The organism is Mesorhizobium sp. 1B3, assembly GCF_050958605.1.
Lineage (GTDB): Bacteria > Pseudomonadota > Alphaproteobacteria > Rhizobiales > Rhizobiaceae.
On record NZ_JBJHDO010000002.1, the window covers coordinates 64,254 to 85,801 of the forward strand.

Genomic DNA, 21,548 nt, shown 5'->3' on the forward strand with positions numbered 1-21,548 from the left:
GGTCGGCGCTCCGGACATTCGAAAGACATGCCGCATGATCATGAGGGGCTTCCGCTCCACGGACCATGCCGGCCCAACGCCCGGAAGGGGCACGGAGGACACGGACGATGACGTATGTGGCGCCATCTGTGACGACGGAATTGATGCCGGCCGCGCAGACGAAAGCGGCCACCGTCAAAAACCGAGGCCTTTACGACCCACGAAACGAGCATGACGCCTGCGGCGTCGGCTTCATTGCCCAAATGAAGGGCGTGAAGTCGCACCAGATCATCAGGGATGGCCTGGCGATGCTGGAGAACCTCACTCATCGCGGCGCGGTCGGCGCGGACCCGCTGGTGGGCGACGGCGCGGGCGTCCTCGTGCAGATTCCCGACCGTTTCTTCCGCGAGGAAATGGCCAGGCAGGGCATCGAGCTGCCGAAGCCGGGCCATTACGGTGTCGGCCATTGGTTCATGCCGCAGGATCCCCAGCTGCGTGCTCATATCGATGAGATCATTGCCGAATCGGCGCAATCCGAAGGCCTGCCGCTGCTCGGTTTCCGCGACGTTCCGGTCGACAATTCTTCGCTCTCCAAGGCGCCGGACATCGTCGCCGCCGAGCCGTTCCATCGCCAGGTGTTCATCGGCCGCCCGGCGGATATCGATGACGACGAGGAATATGAGGCGCGGCTTTATCTTCTGCGCAAGGTGATCTCGGGCCGCATCTACGCCGAGAACGATGACAGGGACATCGGCGCCTATTGCGTGTCGCTGTCGGCGCGCACGATCGTCTACAAGGGCATGTTCCTCGCTTACCAGGTCGGCGCCTATTACAAGGATCTTGCCGACGAGCGCTTCGAATCCGCGCTGATCCTTGTTCACCAGCGCTTTTCGACCAATACCTTCCCGTCGTGGAAACTGGCGCATCCCTACCGGATGGTCGCGCACAACGGCGAGATCAATACGGTGCGCGGCAACAACAACTGGATGGCTGCCCGGCAGGCCTCGGTCGACAGCGAGCTGTTCGGCAACAATATCTCCAAGCTGTGGCCGATCTCCTACGAGGGGCAGTCGGACACGGCCTGCTTCGACAATGCGCTCGAGTTCCTGTTCCAGGGCGGCTATACGCTCGCTCATGCCATGATGATGCTGATCCCGGAAGCCTGGGCCGGCAACAAGCTCATGGATGCCGACCGCAAGGCTTTCTACGAATATCATGCGGCGCTGATGGAGCCGTGGGACGGGCCGGCGGCGGTGGCTTTCACGGACGGCCGCCAGATCGGCGCCACGCTCGACCGCAATGGCCTGAGACCCGCGCGCTACGTCGTCACCGACGACGACCGTGTCATCATGGCTTCCGAGGCCGGCGCGCTGCCGGTGCCGGAGGAGAAGATCGTCAAGAAGTGGCGCCTGCAGCCCGGCAAGATGCTGCTGATCGACCTCGTGAAGGGGCGCATCATCTCGGACGAGGAGATCAAGTCCGAGATCGCGACCAGGCATCCCTACAAGCAGTGGCTGGGCAACACGCAACTGATCCTGGAGGATCTGAAGCCGGTCGAGCCGCGCGAGCTGCGCAAGGACGTCAGCCTGCTCGACCGCCAGCAGGCCTTCGGCTACACGCAGGAGGATATCAAGCTCCTGATGTCGCCGATGGCCACGACCGGCCAGGAAGCTGTGGGTTCGATGGGAACGGATACGCCGATTTCGGCGATGTCCGACAAGGCCAAGCTGCTCTACACATATTTCAAGCAGAACTTCGCACAGGTCACCAATCCGCCGATCGATCCGATCCGCGAGGAACTGGTGATGAGCCTCGTCTCCTTCATCGGACCAAGGCCGAACATCTTCGACCTCGTGGGCAGTTCCAGGCGCAAGCGTCTCGAGGTGCGTCAGCCGATCCTGACGAATGCCGATCTCGAGAAGATACGCTCTATCGGCCATACCGAGGATCGTTTCGACACCAAGACCATCGACATCACCTATTCGGCGACCGAAGGTGCCGCCGGCATGCCGGCAGCAATCGAGCGACTGTGCGAACGCGCCGAGGCGGCGGTCGCCGGCGGTTACAACATCATCATCCTGTCCGACCGTCAGGTCGGACCGGACCGTATCGACATCCCGACGCTGCTCGCCACTGCGGCCGTGCACCATCACCTGATCCGCAAGGGCCTGCGCACGGCGGTCGGCCTCGTCGTCGAATCCGGCGAGCCGCGCGAAGTGCATCATTTCTGCTGTCTCGCGGGCTACGGCGCGGAGGCCATCAACCCGTATCTCGCCTTCGACACCTTGGCCGATATGCACAAACGCGGCGAACTGCCGCCCGAGGTCGACGCCAACGAGGCGGTCACGCGCTACATCAAGTCGATCGGCAAAGGCATATTGAAGGTGATGTCCAAGATGGGCATCTCGACCTACCAGTCCTATTGCGGCGCTCAGATCTTCGACGCGGTCGGGCTGAGGTCGGACTTCGTCGAGAAGTATTTCACGGGCACCGCGACCACCATCGAGGGCGTCGGGCTGGAAGAGATCGCGGCCGAGACCGTCAGCCGCCACACGGCGGCTTTCGGCGACGATCCGGTATTGAGGAACGCGCTGGAAGTCGGCGGCGAGTACATGTATCGCATGCGCGGCGAGGCCCATATGTGGTCGCCGGATGCCGTCGCGACGCTGCAGCACGCCGTGCGCAAGGGGTCATGGGCGACCTTCCGGGAATATTCCGAGCAGATCGACAGCGAGGCTGCGGCCGCCCAGAGCATACGCGGCCTGTTCCGGTTGAAGATGGCGGAAGAAGGCGGGCGCCAGCCGGTGCCGCTCGACGACGTCGAGCCGGCCTCGGAGATCGTGAAGCGTTTCTCCACCGGCGCCATGTCGTTCGGTTCCATCTCGCGCGAGGCTCACACCACGCTGGCGCGTGCCATGAACGCCATCGGCGGCAAGTCCAACACGGGCGAGGGCGGCGAGGAGCCGGACCGCTACCTGCCACTGCCGGGCGGGGCGTCGAACCCGGAACGTTCGGCCATCAAGCAGGTGGCTTCGGGCCGGTTCGGCGTGACGACCGAGTATCTCGTCAATTCGGACGTGATGCAGATCAAGGTCGCTCAGGGCGCCAAGCCGGGCGAGGGCGGGCAGCTTCCCGGCCACAAGGTCGATGCGACCATCGCCAAGACGCGTCACTCGACGCCCGGCGTCGGCCTGATCTCGCCGCCCCCGCATCACGACATCTATTCGATCGAGGATCTGGCGCAGCTCATCTTCGACTTGAAGAACGTCAATCCGGCGGCTGACGTGTCCGTGAAGCTCGTCTCGGAAGTCGGTGTCGGCACGGTCGCGGCCGGCGTCGCTAAGGCGCGCGCCGACCATATCACCATCTCGGGCTATGACGGGGGCACCGGCGCCTCGCCGCTCACTTCGCTGAAACATGCCGGATCGCCATGGGAAATGGGGCTTGCCGAGACGCACCAGACGCTGGTGCTCAACGGCCTGCGCTCCCGCGTGGCCTTGCAGGTAGACGGGGGGCTGCGCACAGGCCGCGACGTCGTTATCGGCGCGCTGCTCGGGGCGGACGAGTTCGGCTTCTCGACCGCGCCGCTGATCGCGGCGGGCTGCGTGATGATGCGCAAATGCCATCTCAACACCTGCCCGGTAGGCGTCGCCACCCAGGACCCGGTGCTGAGGAAGCGTTTCAAGGGCACGCCGGAGCACGTCATCAACTTCTTTTTCTATGTGGCGGAAGAGGTGCGGCTGCTTTTGGCCCAGATGGGCTTCACCAGGCTCGACCAGATCATCGGCGAGACCGATCTTCTGGAGAAGCGCGCGATGATCGACCACTGGAAAGCCAAGGGCCTCGATTTCTCGAAGGTCTTCTTCAAGCCCGAAGCGCCGCGCGAGGCGACACGCTGGACCGAGCGTCAGAAGCACCCGATCGACGACGTGCTCGATCGCAAGCTGATCGAGCTGGCCCGGCCTGCGCTGGAATCGAAGCTTCCCGTCAAGATCGAGCTGCCGATCCGCAACGTCGACCGCTCGGCCGGCGCCATGCTTTCGGGCGAGGTGGCGAAGCGTTACCGCCACAAGGGGCTGCGCGAGGACACGATCTCGGTGAGGCTGACCGGCACGGCCGGACAATCCTTCGGCGCTTTCCTTGCCCGAGGGATCTCCTTCGATCTGGTCGGCGACGGCAACGATTACGTCGGCAAGGGTCTGTCCGGCGGCCGCATCGTCATCCGCCCGCCGGAGACGTCGGGCATCGTCCCGGAGGAATCCATCATCGTCGGCAACACCGTTCTCTACGGCGCGATCGAGGGGGAGTGCTACTTCCGCGGCGTTGCCGGGGAACGTTTCGCGGTGCGCAATTCGGGTGCGGTCGCCGTCGTGGAGGGCGTGGGCGATCACGGCTGCGAATACATGACAGGCGGCGTGGTGGTCGTCATCGGCAAGACCGGGCGCAATTTCGCGGCCGGCATGTCGGGCGGCGTCGCCTATGTGCTCGACGAGGAAGGTGATTTCGCCGCGCGCTGCAACATGGCGATGGTCGAGCTCGAGCCGGTGCCCGAAGAGGACGACATGCTCGAGAAGCTGCACCATCACGGCGGCGACATCGCGCATAAAGGCCGCGTCGACGTATCGGGTGACATGACGCGCCACGACGAGGAGCGACTGGTGCAGCTCATTTCGAACCATATGCATTATACGGGTTCGACGAGGGCGAAAGCGATCCTCGACGATTGGGCGACCTACCGGCCGAAATTCCGGAAAGTGATGCCGGTCGAATATCGCCGCGCTCTCATCGAGATGGAGCGCATGCGCATGGGCGTCGCGGCGGAATAGGCCGCGACCATCCGCCCGCCGACGGCATCGAATGCCGGCCGGCGCTTGCGGCATGCTTCACCAGGCAATCCGACAATCGCCTGCCTTTGGCAGGCCCAAATGCTCAAGAGTTGGAATTACGATGGGCAAGGTTACAGGTTTTCTCGAGATCGATCGGCAGGTCCACAAGTACCAGCCCGCTTCCGACCGTATCCGGCATTTTCGCGAATTCACGCTGCCGATGTCGGACAAGGAGGTCGAGAAACAGGCGGCGCGCTGCATGGACTGCGGCGTGCCCTACTGCCATGGTCCGACGGGCTGCCCGATCCACAACCAGATCCCGGACTGGAACGATCTCGTCTATAATGGCGATTGGGACAATGCGATCCGCAACCTTCATTCGACCAATAACTTCCCCGAGTTCACCGGCCGCATCTGCCCCGCGCCGTGCGAGGAGGCGTGCACGCTGAACCTCGAGGACGTTCCCGTCGCCATCAAGACAATCGAGCAGGCGATCGCCGACAAGGCTTTTGAGATGGGTTATGTCCGGCCTTATCCGGCCGCCGGGAAGACAGGGAAGCGCGTCGCCATCATCGGCTCCGGCCCGGCCGGCATGGCGGCCGCCCAGCAGCTCGGACGCGTCGGGCACGACGTCCATGTCTACGAGCGGGAGAGCCGGCCCGGCGGGCTGCTGCGCTTCGGTATTCCCGACTTCAAGATGGAAAAGCACTATATCGACCGGCGCGTCGTCCAGATGGCGGGCGAGGGGGTGACCTTCCATTGCGGGGTCAATGTCGGCGTCGACAAGAAAGTGTCGGAGCTGCTTGCCGAATACGATGCCGTCCTTTATTGCGGCGGGTCCGAGACGCCCCGGCCGGCGGGCATCCCTGGTGCCGATCTCCTGGGCGTGCACGACGCCATGCCGTATCTCGTGCAGCAGAACAAGCGCGTCGCCGGCGAGGATATCCAGTCCGTCGCCTGGCCATCGGACCCCATCCTCGCCGGCGGCAAGCACGTCGTGGTGGTGGGCGGCGGCGATACGGCCTCCGACTGTGTCGGCACGGCGTTCCGGCAAGGAGCCGTGCGCGTCACCCAACTCGACATCCGGCCGCAGCCGCCGGAAAAGGAGGACAAGCTTTCCGTCTGGCCTTATTGGGCGACGAAGATGCGGACCTCCTCCTCGCAGGCGGAAGGGGCGCAGCGCGAGTTCCAGGTGGCGACGCTCGAGTTTCTCGGCGAGGACGGCGTGCTGATCGGCGTCAAATGCTGCGAAGTGGACGACAAGCGCAAGCCGATCCCCGGCACGGACTTCGTGATCCGGGCGGACCTCGCCTTCATCGCCATCGGCTTCGCCGGCCCGATCGCCGGCGGTGTGGTGGAAGAGCTGGGCGACAGACTCGCGGTCACGGCCGATACCCGGCGCTCGACCAATGTCCAGGCGAACGACCGCGACTACCGCACCAATATCGACAAGCTGTTCGCCGCGGGCGACGTGCGGCGCGGCCAGTCGCTGGTCGTCTGGGCGATCCGCGAGGGCCGTCAGGCGGCGCGCTCGGTCGACGAATACCTGATGGGGTCGACGGTCCTGCCGAGGTGATACAATGGTCCGGCAATTGACCGGATTGGCTGCCGCGTAGCACCCTCGGAACCCGGCAGTCAGCGCCTCAATGCGCCGGTCGTCTCGACCTGTGGTGCGGATGCGGCAGGCGGCGGTGTCGATGGCTTGAAGTCGTCGGCGCGGCCCGGCGTCGGATCCGGCGCGATGCCGTCGATGGCGAGGCGTTCCGCCGCCGTGCGGGGCTTGTCCTTAGGGTCGATTTTCTGGCCGAGAAGCTCGGCTCCGCCATCGAGCTCGGGGTCGTTCAGGGAAACCGGCAGGGTGCGGTCCACCGGCACGCGCGATTGCGGGCCCGCCTGCGGCAGTGCGGCCACGCCCGGGATGGGCGCGCCGGAAGGCGTGATGCCCAGGATCTTATAGAGCGGCTTCTCGGCATAGAAGGCCACTTTCCGCTTGCCGGCCTTGGTGAGATTGATGCCGTCGTTGGAACGAAGGCGCACCGGCTGGCCGTTGATGTCGGGACCGTTGGTGACGAAGGCGCCGTTCTCGTCGACAAAGCCCTCCCATATGTCCACGAAGGTACCGCCTGCAGCCTCGGCCGCCTTGCGGTAGACGTCGTTGAAGGCGAGGATGTCCGACAGCATCTTCTTCGGCTTGAAGGAGGGCTGTCCGACCCATACGAACGGAACCTTGCTTGCTTGCATGGCGGTGGCGAGTGCTGTCGAGCGCGCCTCGTATTCCTTGATCCAGGCTTCGGTGAGCGGCTGCTCCCGCACGTCGCCGATCCTCATCTGCTGGCGATCGTTGGAGCCCAGCATGACGACGATCGCCGCCGGTTTTTCAGCGTCGATCACCCCCTTGATCTCTTTCGGCCAGTCGAAAAAATCCGGGCGCGCAAAGCCCGAGGAACCCTTGGTGCGGTCGATCACCTTGATCTCGGGATTCTCCGCAAAAACGACGTTCAGCCCTTCGGCAAGGCCGCTGCCCATGAAGTCGCCGATCACGAGCACGGTCCGCGCGGTCTGCGATTTCTCGACCACCGGCGTTTCTGGCTCGGCCGGTGGCCTCACCCGTGCCTTGGCCGATTTCGTTCGCTGCCTCGGCGTTGCCGCCGGCCTGTTGGGGGCGCGCTGCTGGATCACCCTTTCACGTGGCGTGCCGAAGAGAAACTCGAAGAGATTACGGGGCCGACGGGGTTGGTATTCCTGCGCCAAGGCGGCAGGCACGGCAAGCGCAAGTACGACGAGCCCGATCAAAAGCACCGGAAGTGCCTGCCTGAGGCGCCATCCTTTCCGCGATCCGAGCACGTCCTGGCCCTTTCCCTGCAGCGCCGGTTCACACCGGTCTTCAACCCGAGCCCGCTGTCGATTCCAAGCTGCAACCTTAGAGCATGTACGCTCGGTTGTCGCCGCACAATGCGGCCAAAACAAAGCGCCGGCGGCTCCAGATTGATGGAGCCGCCGGGATTTGTCACCGCCGCCGCAGCGTCGACAGCACCTCGAGGCTCGGGTGGCCGTCCTGGCTCATGCCAGCCTGAGCCTGGAAGGCGCGGATCGCCTTCTTCGAGGCCTCGCCGATCTTGCCGTCGAACTTGCCGTCATAATAGCCATGGGCCGAGAGCCGCTGTTGAAGCTCCTGCTTCTGCTCGAAGGTGAGTTTCGTGAAGGGCCGGTCCCAGTCGCGCACGAGGCCGCCGTAGCCGGCAATCTCGTCGGCGAGCAGGCCGACGGCGAGGGCGTATTTATCGGCATTGTTATAGTTCTTCAGAACGAAAAAGTTCTTGGTGGCGAGGAACGCCGGTCCGTTGCGCCCGTCCGGCGCCTTGAGAGTGGCATTGTCGCCACCTCGCTTGAATGGCTTGCCGTTGGCCCGGGTGACGCCCAGCTGCTGCCATTTGGAAAGGCTCATCGAACCGGCGGGCAGCTTGCCCGCGGGCAGGTTCACCTCGTATCCCCAGGTCCTGCCGGATTGCCAGCCGTTCTTGCGCAGGAGATTGGCGGCGGTCGCCAGCGCATCCGGCACCGAATTCCAGATGTCCCGCTTGCCGTTGCCGTCCATGTCCACGGCATAGGCCTGGTAGCTGGTAGGGATGAACTGGGTGTGCCCCATGGCGCCGGCCCAGGAGCCGGTGAGGTGGCTTTCGTCGATGTCGCCGCTCTGCAGGATCTTGAGCGCGGCGATGAGCTGGGTGCGCGCGAACTTCGCCCGTCTCTTGTCGGCGTAACCAAGCGTGGCGAGCGAGCGTACGACGCTACGCATCACCTTGTCGTTCTTCAGGATTTCGCCGTAGTTCGATTCCATCGACCAGATCGCCAGCAGGATGTAGCGGTCCACGCCGTATTTGGCCTCGATCCTGTCGAGCCAGGGTTTCCATTGCCTGGCCATCTGGCGGCCGACGGTTATCGAGTGATCATGAACCCGATTGTCGAAATAATCCCAGACCGGCGCGGTGAATTCAGGCTGGAAGCGGGCCTTCTCCAGCACTTCGGGATCGATTGCGCTAACGCCACGGAAAGCGCGGTCAAAGGTCTTGCCCGAAACGCCGGCCTGAATTGCTGTCGAGCGGAAACTGCGGACCCAATTCTGGAATCCGGCGTCCGCCGAGGCGCTCGTCGGCGTTAAAAAGGTGGCCGCGGCAAGGCCGACGGCGATGAGCGCCGATGCAAGACGGCTGGCATTCTTGCGAACAGGCATCAAAACCTCCTTCGAATCTTCGCGAGGGACCATTCAACGCCGTACGGGTTAGCAATCGGTTTACCATGGGGGCGGCGATAGGCAAAAATCGCCGTTCGGTGCGCGACAAACAAGCGCGGCAAGCAACGCGTCAACTCCATCGAAAGTGTGTTGGGTATACCCCCTCCTCCGTCAATGAGCCTCGATCCTATCACGCGGCCGACAAGTTGAGTATGCTGCATTTCCGGCGCTGGATCGCCGGTGAGGCGCTTCCAGACGATTGCAACGGGTTTTCCGACACATGAAAAGAGTACGAAAGGCTGTTTTTCCCGTCGCGGGTCTCGGCACCCGCTTTCTCCCGGCGACCAAGGCGGTGCCGAAGGAAATGCTGACGGTGGTCGACCGACCGGTCATCCAGTATGTCGTGGATGAAGCCAAGGAAGCGGGGATCGAGCATTTCATCTTCGTGACCGGCCGCAACAAGACGGTCATCGAGGATCATTTCGACGTCCAGTTCGAGCTGTACAACACGCTTGCCCAGCGCGGCAAAGACGATCAGTTGGAGAAGCTTCAGCGCCTCCAGCCGACGCCCGGCCAGACCAGCTATACGCGCCAGCAGGTACCGCTCGGCCTCGGCCATGCCGTCTGGTGCGCGCGCGACCTCGTCGGCAACGAGCCCTTTGCGCTGCTCTTGCCCGACATGATCATGCAGTCCGAGAAGGGCTGTATGAAGGATATGGTGGAACTCTATGAAAACACCGGCGGCAACGTCGTCGCGGTGCAGGAATGCGACCCGGCCGAAGCGCATAAGTATGGCATCGTCGGCAAGGGCGAGCCTATCCATAACGGCTTCCGCATCACGGAGATGGTGGAAAAGCCGAAGCCGGGCACCGCGCCTTCCAATCTCTACATCAATGGCCGTTATATCCTGCAGCCGGAGATCTTCGGCATATTGGAGCAGCAGGAGCGCGGCGCCGGCAACGAGATCCAGCTCACCGACGCCATGCTGAAGCTGACGGAGGAACAGCCCTTCTACGGTTATCACTTCCACGGCCAGACGTTCGATTGCGGTTCACCCGAAGGCTTCGTCGAAGCGAATGTGGCCTTCGCGCTTTGGCGGCCGGACATGCATGCCAAGCTCGCCGGCACGATCGAAAGCCTGCTAAGGGAGGCCAGGCCGGCCGGAAGGTAGAGCGACCCGTTAAAGCTTCAGCGCTGCAGCCTCATGCCGAGGAAGATGCTGTTCGCCTCGTATCCGCGCCCCGGTATGGTGCTTGTCTGGCGCTCATGGCGTGCGCGGGTGGTGAGACCGACATAGCGGTTCAGCCAATAGGTCAGGCCGGCTTCGGCGCTGAGCGTAAGGTCGTGGCCGCCGATACCGGTATAGTCGCGATAGGCAGCGCCGAACGCGATATTGCCGGTGAGATTGGCGCGCATCTCGCGCTCCACGTCGAGGCGCGTGGCGTAAAGCAGCGAGCCGCTTTCATCGACCGCGGTCGCGCCTTCCACGGTGGTCGCCGCGGAGAGGCCGACGATCGTTCCGCGCATCGGCGACCAAGCAAGGTCCGCGTCGACCGTCGGCCCCGAGACAGGGGCAAGCCTTGGATCGTCGAAGCGCTCCTCGATCCAGCCGGCCGAGATCTCGCCCGTGACCTTTTCACTGATGTCCAAGGCCACACCGGCGCGTGCGCCGAGCCGGTTGGTCGAGCGCTGAAAGCCGTTGCTGTCGGTCTCTAGTTCGTAGTTCCGGCGGCCGACCTCGAATTCCGCGAAAGGCGTGAAGGCCGGCGAGAGTTCGTACCCGCCGCGCAGGACCAGCGTGCCCAGGGTCGAGTCCCGGTCCTGCTGGGAAATGGTGCCGCCCGTCGGCAGTTCGGCGTCGCCGTACCAGTCGCGTTCCGCCCTGCCGGTCACTGCGAAGCGGAGGCGCCCCAGATCTTTTTCCAGCCCAAGGCTGCCGAGCAGGGTCTGCCGGATCGGCCGGTCGACCGTGCCGACGATGGTGACGGGCGAGGAGGCAGACTCCGGTGCGACGAGATAGCCGAGGCTGGCGACGGCACGATAGTCGTAACCGAGGTCGAGCCCGAGGCTGCCGTCGAAGCCTGCCGATTTTTCGTCCAGTTCCGCGCCGGAGATGGACTCGCGAAGCGTGCCGAAGGCGTTGAAGCTCGCGGAATGCCGCGACCAATCGGAGACGGCGTTCAGCCGCAGCGTTGTCTCCGACAGCACGGCCGATTCCGGCACGGGACTGTAATTGGCATTCGACGTCGAGGTGAGGCCGGTTTCGAGGGAGGGACGAACCGTGAATGTGCCCAGCCTCAGCCCAATCGGAGCATATGGGTTCTCGCCCTCCTGACGCTCGATCCGCTCGATCGCCTGAGCGCGTCCTGCACGCGGGTCGATCCTGAGATCGACAGCCTGATCGACCGTATCGACCCGCACCGTGCCGGTGGGTGTATCGTCGATTTCGGCTCCGCTCACAGGCTCGAGCGCCTGCGATGTGGATTGGTCGATAGGTTCGGCTCGCGACTGTTCGGCGCGTTCCCGTGCCGTGGTGGGTGGTCGCGTCGGTTGGAGCCCCGGCTCGTCGGCGAAAGCGTCGTTCGCGGGCTCGTCCGGAAAAAGGGATCCATCGGAGGGCGAGCCGCGTCCGTCATCGGCAACCGCGCCTGCGCTCTGGGGCTGGTACTGAGGCGAGGGGATGCCCGACGGCTGCTCCCGCCGTTGTTGGCGAGGCGCCAGCGGCGAGGGGCTGGCGAGCGGACTGCGCAGCAGGTCGTTGTTGACATCGCCTTCCGCCACGGAACCGCGCAGGGCCATGGTATCCTGCGCAACAGCAGGCACGACGCAGCCGAGCGCTGTTCCCGAGATCAGGACGAAGGCGCTCAACCTCGCGCGTTTTCTCCTGGGTCGAGCCCCTGACATTGCCACCCTGAAATAGCCCAAGCGCCACAGCGCCAACCTTACCGGACCGTAAATGTCGATGGTTAACGGAGGGTTGAGACAGGAGAACCGCAGGTTGCGTCTGGCACGCCGACCAATGCTCCAGTCAAGCACCATGGACAGGCAGGACTGAACAGTTTAGAGCGCCGGAAACGAGAATCCGAAGTCTGGAGATCGGCAGCTTGAAGAAAAAAGCGGATCGGGAAGCCGCGATCGCCTCCGCAGTGCGAACCGTGACGACTGAACAGGCTGGCCTTGCGGCGCTCGCCGAGGCCCTCGACAACGGTCTGGCCGAGCCTTTCGCGAGTGCCGTGGAAACCCTGTCGGTGATCCGTGGGCGCGTCATCGTCACTGGTGTCGGCAAGAGCGGGCATATCGGCTCGAAGATTGCGGCTACACTCGCTTCGACCGGCACGCCGGCCTTCTTCGTCCATCCCGCCGAAGCCAATCATGGCGATCTCGGCATGATCGCGCGCGACGACGTCATCGTCGCCATATCCTGGTCGGGAGAGACCACCGAGCTGCAGGGCATCGTCGCCTATGCCAAGCGGTTCTCCATTCCGCTCATCGCGATCACCGCCGGCGAGACATCGACCTTGGCGCGCGAGGCCAGCGTGGTGATCTGCCTGCCGCGCGCGGCCGAAGCCTGCCCTCACGGGTTGGCGCCCACGACCTCGGCGGCGATGCAACTCGTCGTCGGCGACGCCCTGGCGATCGCGCTGCTGGAGGCTCGGGGCTTCACGCCGGAGCATTTCCGGACCTTCCACCCTGGCGGCCAGCTCGGCGCCAACCTCACTCAGATCCGCGATGTCATGCATGTCGGCGACGAGGTGCCGCTTGTCCCGACGGGAACCGGCATGAAGGAGGCGATCGCCGAGATTTCACGCAAGAGCTTCGGCTGCGTCGCCGTCACCGACGAAGAGGGCCTTCTGGCCGGCATCATCACGGATGGCGACCTGCGCCGCAAGATCGGCATGGACATACTGCCTATGACCGTCGATCAGGTGATGACCCGCAATCCGAAGACGGTCACGCCCGACACGCTCGCCGCCACCGCGCTGCAGCTCATCAACTCCTCCGCCATCACGTCGCTCATGGTGGTGGAGAAGGGTAAGCCGGTGGGCCTCGTGCATATGCACGATCTGCTCAGGATCGGTGTGGCTTAGTGAGCGAATAGCGAATAGAGAGAAGGAAAGGACCTGCGCTTCCGCGAGATCCCCGGTCTTTTGGCGCTATTTGCTACACAGCTTCCACCACCAACTCCAGATCCAGATCCGTCGCCGCCGTCACCCGCACGGTCGTGCCGACGGGCAGATCCGGTCCGGAAACCCGCCACATCGTGTCGCCGATCTTGATGCGGCCGCGACCGTTGACGATCGGCTCGGTCAATGTGGCCGTGCGGCCGATCAGCTGGTCGCCGCGACGATTGAGCAAGGGCTGGTCGGTCTGATCGCCTCGCCTGGACATGATCTTCTTTCCGGCATAGGCGGCAAGCAGCGCCAGGACAAGGAAGACCAGCACTTGGGTCTGCCACACCCAGAAGCCGGCATTCCACAACAACAGCGAGACCGCGCCCGTCACCAGGGCGGCGAGCCCGATCCACAGCAGGAAGAAACCGGGCACGACGATTTCCACGGCCAGCAGGACGAAGCCGAGAACCATCCAGTTCCATGGTCCGAGTTCGGCGAAGATGCGCTCGAGCATCGAGAACCTCCTGCTGTCAGCTCTGGCCCGTGCGCGGCGGGCGGCTCGTCGAACGCGGCGTGCCGGCCGCACCGTCCGGAGCCTCCCCGAACACCTCCTTGGCGATCGCGCCGATGCCGCCCAGCGAGCCGATCAGCGATGAAGCCTCGAGCGGCATCAACACGACCTTGTTGTTGGTGGCCGATCCGATCCGCGTCAGCGCCTCGGTATATTTTTGCGCCACGAAATAGTTGATCGCCTGGACGTCGCCCTTGGTGATGGCTTCCGATACCACCTGCGTCGCGCGCGCCTCGGCCTCCGCCGCGCGCTCGCGCGCTTCGGCGTCGCGGAAGGCGGCTTCCCGGCGGCCCTCGGCCTCCAGAACCTGAGCCTGTTTCTTGCCCTCGGCCTCCAGGATCTGCGCCTGCTTCTTGCCTTCGGCCTCCAACACCTGCGCGCGCTTCTCGCGCTCCGCCATCATCTGTCGGGCCATGGATTCCACCAGGTTGGCCGGCGGATTGATGTCCTTGATCTCGACGCGCGTGATCTTGATGCCCCAGGGATGAGCCGCCTCGTCGACGACGCGCAGCAGCCGCTCGTTGATGGCGTCGCGGTTGGAGAGCAATTCGTCGAGGTCCATCGACCCCATGACGGTGCGGATGTTGGTCATTGTAAGATTGAGAATGGCGTTCTGCAGCCCTGAAACCTGATAGGCGGCCTGGGGCGCGTTGAGCACCTGGTAGAAGGCGACGCCGTCGACGGCGACGCTGGCATTGTCGCGTGTGATGACGTCCTGTGTCGGGACATCCAACACCTGCTCCATCATGTTCATCTTGGCGCCGATGCGGTCGACGAAGGGAACAATGAGATTGAGGCCGGGCGCCAGTGTCCGCGTATAACGGCCGAAACGCTCGACCGTGTAGTTGTAGCCTTGAGGTATCGTCTTGATGCCGGTGAACAGCAAAAGAAGGACAAGAACGATAAGCACCGGAATGATGATGTCGAAACCGGTAAAAGGCATTGAGCGCCTCCCTGGACTGGCTGTGTTGCCGAGACGTCCGGCAACCAGCACCGGACGTGCGAGACTTAAAGCAATTCACAACCAAGGGGAATCACTGGGGGCGCATAAATGCGGCCAAAACAAAGAGATAGAGCGTCGTTCCGCGCCCGGGCCGTGCCCGCAGGTCTCCTCAGAGCCAGCCGAGGAGTTCGCGACGCACCATGGCCTCGATGACCGCCATGCCTTCGGGGCTGTCGTTCAGGCAGGGGATATGGGAGAAGTGCTTGCCGCCGCCATGCAGGAAGATTTCCCGCGCCTCCTGGGCGATCTCCTCCAGCGTCTCGATGCAGTCCGCCGAGAAGCCTGGATTGAGGATGGCGATCGACTTCACGCCTTCGGCGGCGAGCCTCTCGACCGTCTTGTCCGTATAGGGCTGCAGCCACTCCTGGGCGCCGAAACGCGACTGGAAGCATGTGATGAGCCGGCCTTCCTTCCAGCCGAGGCGCTCATTGAGCATCTGCGTCGTCTCCAGGCAGTGCTGCCGGTAGGGGTCGCCCTTGTCGGAATAGGCTTTCGGAATGCCGTGATAGGAAGCGATCACCACTTCAGGATCGAAATCGAGCGAGGCGAGATGGTTCTCCACCGAGCGGGCAAGCGCTTCGATATAGACAGGCTCGTTGTAGTAGGGAGGAATGCTGCGCACGGCCGGCGCGTCGCGCATCGTCGCCAGCGCGCGGAAGAGCTTGTCGTTGGCGGTGGCCGTCGTGGTGGCGGAATATTGCGGATAGAGCGGGAAGGTGAGAATGCGGTCGCAGCCCGCTTCCTTCATCTTCTTAACGACACTGGCGATCGAGGGATTGCCGTAGCGCATGGCGTAATCCACCAAGATACGCGGCTCGTCCGAGAATATTGCCGCGAGCTTCTCGCTCTGGGCGCGCGTATAGGTGCGCAACGGCGACTCGTCGCGTTCGCGGTTCCAGATCTTGGCGTAGTTCGCGCCGGCTTTCTGAGGCCGCGTGGTCAGAACCAGTCCGTAAAGGATCGGATACCAGATAGCCTTGTTGAGCTCGATCACGCGAGGATCCGACAGAAACTCCCGGAGATAGCGCCACATCGACCAGTAGTCGGTGCCGTCGGGCGTGCCCAGATTGACGAGCAGCACACCGATCTTGCCGTCGCGGGTGGCGGCGGGGCCGCCGGGAAACGGCCTATCGACCTTTGCCTCGGCAACATGGGCGTCTGCAGCTTTCATCTCGGCCTCGATGCGGAGCGTGTGCAACACGCTCCGGTCCTTGCTGGAGCAAACAAATGTAGCGGCGACTCCATTTAACCGGAGCCGCCGTTTGCGCCGAAAATTAGCGATGCGCAGTGCGAATTCAATGGACCTTGTGGCCGCAGGCACGCTCCGACGGAGCAATGCGCGCCTGCAAACCGTTTACGACGCCGGTGGGATCTTCAAGCTCGTGCCGACGGGCAGGCGGCGCGGCTGGAGCCCGGGATTGGCTTGGGAAATCGCCTTCCATTTGGCGCCGTTGCCGTAGAATTTCTCGGCGAGATCCCAATAGGTATCGCCGTTGACGACCACGTGCCCGCTTTCGCTCGTAACAGCGGCCGGCGCGGCCGCCGCCGCCTGGGCAGGCGGCGGGGTGTTGGCGATATCGTTCGCGGCTGCGGGCAAGTCGGGCAGCTTGGCCTCGGGTTGCGCAGTCGCCGCAGGCTGGGCCGGTTCGGCCGCTGCGGTGGCGACGCCGACTTCCGTGATGCGTCCTTCCAGCTTCGGCGTGTAGGGCCGATTCGCGGTCAGATAGTCGGCCACGACCTGTTCGAGGCTCGGGCCGAAATCATAAGCATTCTTGGCGTTCGAAGCGAAGAGCTCGTAGCCGTCGCCGCCCGCGCGCACGAAATTGTTGGTCGCGATGGTGTAGAGCTTTTCGGAATCGAGCGGCTTCCACGCGCCGTCCTCCATCACCTCGATCGACTTGATGCGGCCTTCGCCGGGCCGAACGGAACGGTCGAATGTATATTTGAGGCCGCCGACCTGTGGGAACTTGCCCTTGCCTTCCTCTATCTCGCTGACGCCGGTTTCGAGCGACGTCGCCAGGTCTTTGCCGGTGAGCTGGAAAGTCGCCAGAGTGTTTTGGAAGGGCAGGACGGTAAGTACTTCACCCATGGTGACCACGCCCTGGTCGATCGATGCCCTGATGCCGCCGCCATTCTGTATGGCGATGGTCACGCCCTGGCCCCTCACGCGATCGAGGATGGCATCGGTGATCAGGTTGCCCATTTCGCATTCCTTTGCCCGGCAGCTTTCGCGGCTGCCGTCGATCGGCTTGGTGGTCTCGGAGACCTCCTTCTTCTTCAGCTCCTCGATGGGCGCGGCGAGTTCCTTGACGCGCGCGAGCACCGTCTCGTCGGGTTTGATCGACTTGTCGAGGAGGATCGGATCGCCCTTAGCTTCCTTGACCACGCCGTTGTCGTCGAAGATGACTGTGAACTCTCCCAGATACTTCGAATAGGAAGCAGCCTGGGTGACCGGAACCTTGTAGCCTTCCGGATTGTCGATCATCGTCGGGTAGGGCCCCTCGGCCTTGTCGTCGGTGTTCGACAGCAGAGAATGCGAGTGCCCGCCGACCACCACGTCCACCCCCGGAATCCTGGCGATCGCCTCCTTATCTCGCGGGTAGCCGACATGCGTCAGCGCGATGATCTTGTCGACGCCCTGCGCCTTGAGCTTTTCGACCTCCGCAGTGATCTTCGCCACGTCCTCCTCGAACGCAATATGCGGGCCGGGCGCGGCGAGCTCAGGCGTGTCATTTGCCACTGCTCCGACGATGCCGATCTTCTGGCCGCCCACTTCGAGCACGATGGAAGGCTTGATACGATCGCCGACCTTGGACTGGGCGTCAGGATGCACATTGGCGCTCAGCACCGGGAACTGCGCCTTTTCGAGGAAGGGCACGAGGGCGTCCTCGCCATCGTCGAACTCGTGGTTGCCGACGGTCATGGCATCGAATTCCATGAGGTTCAGGAATTCGCCCTCGGCCGTGCCTTTGTAGGTCGTGTAGAAGAGGGAGCCCTGGAAATTGTCGCCGCCGTTGAGCAGGAGCACGTTCTGGCCTTCCAGCGCCTTGCGGCGTTCGTTGATCGCGGTCACCAGCCGGGCTGCGCCGCCGAAGCATTCGCCCTTGTCTTCCTCCTCGGCGGAGCAGGTCGACTCGAACTTGTTGTTGGATTCGATGCGGCTGTGCCAGTCGTTGATGTGGAGAATGGTCAAACTATAGTCGGCAAAGGAGGCGCTGGCCGACAGCGCGAGAGCCGAAGCCGCGCCTGCCGCGATCGCCGTGATCTTCTTCATCCTGATCTCCCGAGATGATCGGTGGCTTGGCACCACTCCTTGACCATCATGTAACGAAGTTGCCCTCTGGCAGGCCGAACCCAAGCGGGCCCGACCCGTGACGGCATGTTCACACTGCGATTTCGTGGATGCAAGCGGAAACGCCGTGGCTTTCAGGTGGAGTAGTCCCGTTCGTCGGCGATGACCTTGCCGTCATTGGGCAGCGAGCCCTTGGGAGCAAGTTTGACCGCACCGCCGAGCTTGGTCACTTCCCGCAGCGTGATCTCGACGGCACCGGTCGGAAGAGGGGCGTCCGATTCGATGTGGAGAGCCATCGCGTCTTGCGCCCCTTCGCGGGTCACGACGAGGCGGGCGCGGTGGATCTGCGGATGTCGCCGGACGATTTCGGCGATCTGCCTGGGATCGACGAACATGCCCTTGACCTTCGTCCGCTGGTCGGCGCGCCCCATCCAGCCCTTGATGCGCGTATTGGTTCGGCCGCAGGGGGAACGGCCGGGCAGGACGGCGGACAGGTCGCCCGTGCCGAGGCGCACCATGGGATAGGCCGAGTTGAAGCTGGTGACGACGACTTCTCCCACCTCTCCGTCGGGAAGCACTTCGCCGGTGCCAGGGCGCACGATCTCCACGATCAAGTCTTCGTTGACGATCATACCCGGATTCGGCTGGCCGTCCTCCGCGGCGCTTTCATAGGCGATGACGCCGAATTCGGCGGTGGCGTAGCACTGCAGGACGTCTATTCCCCGAGCCCGGTAACCCGCCCTGAGCGACGGGAAAAGGGCACCGGCGGAAACCAGGCCCTTTGCGAAAGACGACAGGTCCTTGGCCGTCTCGGTTGCCTTGTCGAGCATGACCTTCAGATAATCCGGCGTGCCGCAATAGACGCGAGGCCGGAGCGTCGCCGCGGCCTCGATCTGCATCTCGGTGTTGCCGGTGCCGGCCGCGAAAACCGTGCAGCCGAGGGCGCGAGCACCCGCATCCAGCAGGAAGCCGCCCGGCGTCATGTGATAGGCGAAGGCGTTGTGCACTATGTCGCCAGGCCTGATGCCGGCCGCGAAGAAGGCGCGCGCGCCGCCCCCGGGATCGAGGCCGAGGCCTTCCGGCTCCCATATCGGGCCGGGCGAAAGAAAAACCCGACTTCCCCGAAGTGCCGCGGCATTGGCGAAACCGCCGAAGGGGGGATCGGAAGCCTGGAACTCCATCAGTTCGGCCTTGTGCAGGACCGGCAAGGACGCCAGGCCGGCGCGGCTTGTAATGGCGGCGGGATCGACGCCTTTCAGCCAGCGCGCGAGACCGGGGGCTTCGGCGAGCGCGCTCTTCAGGAAACCGGGCAGCCGGGCAAAGAGCGCGCGCTCGCGTTCTTCGGGGTCTCGGGTTTCCAATCTGTCGAAATGCATCGTCCCCTCCCGAAATCTCCGGGAGGTTATCGCAATCCGGCGATGGCCGCGCAAGCAGCTAATGCTAATGGAAGGTCAGGCCGGTGCGCCGCGCCGCATAAGTGTGAATTGCTGACCGGTCGAGCTCGTGCAGTTGAGCTGGGTGGGGTTGACCAGTGCGCAATTCACGCTGGACGTGGTCTGGCGGATGAGCGAGCGAACCGTGATGGCAACGGTGCGTGCGTCCGTCTGATGATAGTTGCCGTCGGAGAGCTTGTTGCCCGTATCCGTGGCGACGGTTTCGAAAAGGCCTCCTGAGAAGCGGGAAATGGCCACGCCGTCCGTGCTGATCCATTCGCCCTCGAAGCCGTTGCGGGCGGCGGTTCCCATCGGACCTCCGTCCGGTCCGGGAGCCACGCACCCGGCGAGCGTCGCAGCCGCCGCAACGGTTGCCAACATGGCGCGCATCATCGTCATGGTCGAATCCTCTCCTGATCCTCAAATTCATTTGCCCGATTTACAGGCGAAAGCAAGGCGAGCCTTCCGGCTCGATATCCGAATGCAGCCTCACCCTGTTCGAAAGAATGAGGTGAGGCTCATCCGGTTCCGGATCTTAAGTTCTTGCGCATTCCGTTATCCCAAAACCGCTGTGCAGTTTTGGGCGGCATGCTTTTAGCGCACAAGGATGTTTCGGAACTGCCAGGGATCCTTCTCGTCAAGATCCTCGGCGAACAATCCCGGACGGCCGGATAGGGGCGTCCATTCCGTATAGTATCCCTTCACCGGTCCGAGATAGGGGGACTGCACTTCAAGGCAGCGCCGGAAATCCATCTCGTCGGTTTCCACGATGCCGGCTTCAGGATGCTCGAGGGCCCAAACCATGCCGGCCAGCACGGCGGAGGAGACCTGAAGGCCGGTGGCGTTCTGATAAGGAGCGAGCTTGCGCGCCTGGTCGAGCGACAATTGCGAGCCGTACCAGTAGGCGTTGCGGTCGTGGCCGTAGAGCAGCACGCCGAGTTCGTCCGCACCGTCGACCAGTTCGTTTTCGTCGAGTACATGCTGCACCGGCTGGGGCTTTCCGGCCGCGCCGAACATCTCGTTCAGCGACAGCACAGCGTCGTTGCAGGGATGATAGGCATAATGGCAGGTCGGTCGGTACTGCACCTTGCCCTTCTTTGATCTGACCGTGAAATAGTCGGCGATCGAGATCGACTCGTTGTGCGTCACGAGGAAGCCGTATTGCGGCCCAGGGGTTGGGCACCAGGTGCGCACCCGTGTATTGGCGCCGGGCTGTTCGAGATAGATCGCGGCCTTGGAACCGCTGTTCTGCTTTTTCGCATTCTTGGGCATCCACTTCTCATGCGTGCCCCAACCGAGCTCGGCGGGTTGCAGGCCTTCCGATACGAAGCCTTCCACCGACCAGGTGTTCCAGAACACGTTGAGGGGCTTGGGTTTCTTGGTCCGCTGGGTGTCGCGCTCGGCAATGTGGATGCCCTTCACGCCCACCTTCTTCATGAGCCGCGCCCAGGCTTCGCGGTCGTCCTGCGCCGGCTCGTTGAAGTCGACGCCAAGATCTTTGGCGAGATCTACCAGGGCCTGCTTCACGAACCAGGACACCATGCCGGGATTGGCGCCGCAACAGGAAACGGCCGTAGTGCCGCCGGGGTTCTTCTCCTTTTCGCGGCGTACCGTCTCGCGCAGCGCGTAGTTGGTGCGTGAGGCGTTGTCGGCCTTGTCATCGAAATAGAAGCCGAGCCACGGTTCGACGACCGTGTCGACATAAAGCACGCCGAGCTTGCGACAGAGCTTCATCAGATCCAGCGAGGAGGTGTCGATGGAGAGATTCACGCAGAAACCCTGGCCGTCGCCCTTGGTCAAAAGTGGTGTCAGAAGTTTCTTGTAGTTGTCCTTGGTCACCGCCTCGTGGACGAAGGCGATGCCACGGTCGTCGAGGAGCTTGCGGTTGGCATCGTTCGGATCGATCACGACCATGCGAGACTTGTCGTATTTGAAATGACGTTCGATGAGCGGCAAGGTGCCGCGGCCGATCGACCCGAAGCCGATCATCACGATGGGGCCGGTTATTTCGCCGTAGACCGGCCACTCCGTTTTCGCCATTTACAGATACTCCTGTGTTGCTGGGCCGCCCCATTGTAAGATGAGATTGGAACGTTCCCTC

14 protein-coding genes are annotated in these 21,548 nt (G+C 63.5%); 4 read left to right on the top strand and 10 right to left on the bottom strand.

All coding sequences use genetic code 11. The features are described from left to right. Positions 1-107: 107 nt before the first annotated feature. Positions 108-4,805, top strand: coding sequence for a glutamate synthase large subunit (gltB, locus tag ACCO56_RS05395; protein WP_433638461.1), 4,698 nt, complete (start codon positions 108-110; stop codon positions 4,803-4,805). A gap of 121 nt (positions 4,806-4,926) precedes the next feature. Continuing rightward, positions 4,927-6,381: a glutamate synthase subunit beta gene (locus ACCO56_RS05400; protein ID WP_433638463.1), complete on the top strand. Its 1,455-nt coding sequence runs from the start codon at positions 4,927-4,929 to the stop codon at positions 6,379-6,381. Between the two features lie 59 nt (positions 6,382-6,440). Here the strand turns inward: ACCO56_RS05400 and ACCO56_RS05405 are convergent, their stop codons facing one another. Together ACCO56_RS05405 and ACCO56_RS05410 are read right to left on the bottom strand one after the other, a co-directional pair. Beyond that, positions 6,441-7,604: an SGNH/GDSL hydrolase family protein gene (locus ACCO56_RS05405; RefSeq protein ID WP_433638465.1), complete on the bottom strand. Its 1,164-nt coding sequence runs from the start codon at positions 7,602-7,604 to the stop codon at positions 6,441-6,443. A 208-nt stretch (positions 7,605-7,812) separates the two neighbouring features. Continuing rightward, positions 7,813-9,036: a lytic murein transglycosylase gene (locus ACCO56_RS05410; RefSeq protein WP_433638466.1), complete on the bottom strand. Its 1,224-nt coding sequence runs from the start codon at positions 9,034-9,036 to the stop codon at positions 7,813-7,815. A 280-nt stretch (positions 9,037-9,316) separates the two neighbouring features. On the opposite strand from ACCO56_RS05410, the gene galU reads away from it, so the two are divergent. Continuing rightward, positions 9,317-10,207, top strand: a complete 891-nt coding sequence (galU, locus tag ACCO56_RS05415) for a UTP--glucose-1-phosphate uridylyltransferase GalU (RefSeq protein ID WP_433638469.1) — start codon at positions 9,317-9,319, stop codon at positions 10,205-10,207. Positions 10,208-10,224: 17 nt separating this feature from the next. On the opposite strand, the gene ACCO56_RS05420 is transcribed toward galU, so the two are convergent. Next, the gene (locus ACCO56_RS05420; RefSeq protein WP_433638470.1) at positions 10,225-11,904 is read right to left on the bottom strand and encodes an outer membrane beta-barrel protein; all 1,680 of its coding nucleotides are present in this window, start codon (positions 11,902-11,904) and stop codon (positions 10,225-10,227) included. A gap of 227 nt (positions 11,905-12,131) precedes the next feature. On the opposite strand from ACCO56_RS05420, the gene ACCO56_RS05425 reads away from it, so the two are divergent. Further along, the gene (locus ACCO56_RS05425) at positions 12,132-13,124 is read left to right on the top strand and encodes a KpsF/GutQ family sugar-phosphate isomerase (protein ID WP_433639767.1); all 993 of its coding nucleotides are present in this window, start codon (positions 12,132-12,134) and stop codon (positions 13,122-13,124) included. Positions 13,125-13,197: 73 nt separating this feature from the next. Here ACCO56_RS05425 and ACCO56_RS05430 read toward each other — a convergent pair whose 3' ends face one another. From ACCO56_RS05430 to ACCO56_RS05460, 7 genes are all read right to left on the bottom strand, one after another. After that, positions 13,198-13,662, bottom strand: coding sequence for an NfeD family protein (locus ACCO56_RS05430; RefSeq protein ID WP_433638472.1), 465 nt, complete (start codon positions 13,660-13,662; stop codon positions 13,198-13,200). A gap of 16 nt (positions 13,663-13,678) precedes the next feature. Next, the gene (locus tag ACCO56_RS05435) at positions 13,679-14,662 is read right to left on the bottom strand and encodes an SPFH domain-containing protein (protein ID WP_433638474.1); all 984 of its coding nucleotides are present in this window, start codon (positions 14,660-14,662) and stop codon (positions 13,679-13,681) included. Positions 14,663-14,831: 169 nt separating this feature from the next. Beyond that, positions 14,832-15,893, bottom strand: coding sequence for a ferrochelatase (gene hemH, locus ACCO56_RS05440; protein WP_433638476.1), 1,062 nt, complete (start codon positions 15,891-15,893; stop codon positions 14,832-14,834). A gap of 183 nt (positions 15,894-16,076) precedes the next feature. Further along, positions 16,077-17,996 (bottom strand): 5'-nucleotidase C-terminal domain-containing protein, encoded by a 1,920-nt coding sequence (locus ACCO56_RS05445; protein WP_433638478.1) that lies wholly within the window; start codon positions 17,994-17,996, stop codon positions 16,077-16,079. Positions 17,997-18,148: 152 nt separating this feature from the next. Next, complete coding sequence (locus ACCO56_RS05450) at positions 18,149-19,390, bottom strand: phenylacetate--CoA ligase family protein (RefSeq protein ID WP_433638481.1); 1,242 nt, start codon at positions 19,388-19,390, stop codon at positions 18,149-18,151. A 75-nt stretch (positions 19,391-19,465) separates the two neighbouring features. Then, positions 19,466-19,846 carry a hypothetical protein gene (locus ACCO56_RS05455; RefSeq protein WP_433638484.1) on the bottom strand — a complete coding sequence of 127 codons (381 nt, stop codon included), beginning with the start codon at positions 19,844-19,846 and terminating at the stop codon, positions 19,466-19,468. Between the two features lie 195 nt (positions 19,847-20,041). Further along, positions 20,042-21,487 carry a homospermidine synthase gene (locus tag ACCO56_RS05460; protein ID WP_433638485.1) on the bottom strand — a complete coding sequence of 482 codons (1,446 nt, stop codon included), beginning with the start codon at positions 21,485-21,487 and terminating at the stop codon, positions 20,042-20,044. Positions 21,488-21,548: the final 61 nt, after the last annotated feature.